Here is a 634-nt window from a genome sequence, read left to right on the forward strand (position 1 = left end):
GCGCGATGCCCGCCGCGATCTCGGTCGGCACGAACCTGCAGTTCGACGCCACGGAGCGGACGGTGGAGGCGTACGCGATCGACCGCGTCGGCCTCGACCTGTACGGGCTGCACGTCGCGGTGGACTTCCTCTCGTACGTGCGCGGGATGCTGAGGTTCGACTCGGTCGACGACCTGCTCGTGGCGATGGCCGCCGATGTGAAGCGGTGCTCCGAACTGGTCGCCGCGTACGAACGGGGCTGAACCCCTCGGGCCGCGCCCGCCCCGGCGCGGCGCGCGGCCCCCTCGGACGAACGGCCCGGGCCGGGCCCGTCCGGAGGCGATCCTCCGGACGGGCCCGGCCCGGTCGCCACCTATGCCTTCTTCGCCCGCCCGGCCGCGGCGGGGGCGGCTGCCGCCCAGTGGCACGCCACCTGGGCCCGGCCACCGCCCGCGAGCACCGGCAGGTCCTCCGAGCGGCAGGCGTCCGCGACGCCCGCCCGCTCCGCCTCGCCCGACGCCAGCACCTGGCAGCGGGCGTGGAAGCGGCACCCGGACGGCACCTTGGACGGGTCCGGCGGCTCACCGGTCAGGACCACCGGCTCGCCCCCGGCCTCCGGCAGCACCGACAGCAGCGCCCGGGTGTACGGATGGCG

2 protein-coding genes are annotated in these 634 nt (G+C 76.8%); one reads left to right on the forward strand and one right to left on the reverse strand.

Translation table 11 applies throughout. The annotated features are described in order from the left end of the window. Positions 1-242 (forward strand): riboflavin kinase (locus EAO76_RS43400; RefSeq protein ID WP_316248431.1); only part of this gene is annotated, 242 nt, incomplete at its 5' end. Positions 243-352: 110 nt separating this feature from the next. Here the strand turns inward: EAO76_RS43400 and EAO76_RS43405 are convergent. Beyond that, on the reverse strand, positions 353-634 hold a 282-nt coding region (locus tag EAO76_RS43405), incomplete at its 5' end, for an oligopeptide/dipeptide ABC transporter ATP-binding protein (RefSeq protein WP_399463832.1).

This window comes from Streptomyces sp. sk2.1 (genome assembly GCF_008120935.1).
Taxonomy (GTDB): Bacteria; Actinomycetota; Actinomycetes; order Streptomycetales; family Streptomycetaceae; genus Streptomyces.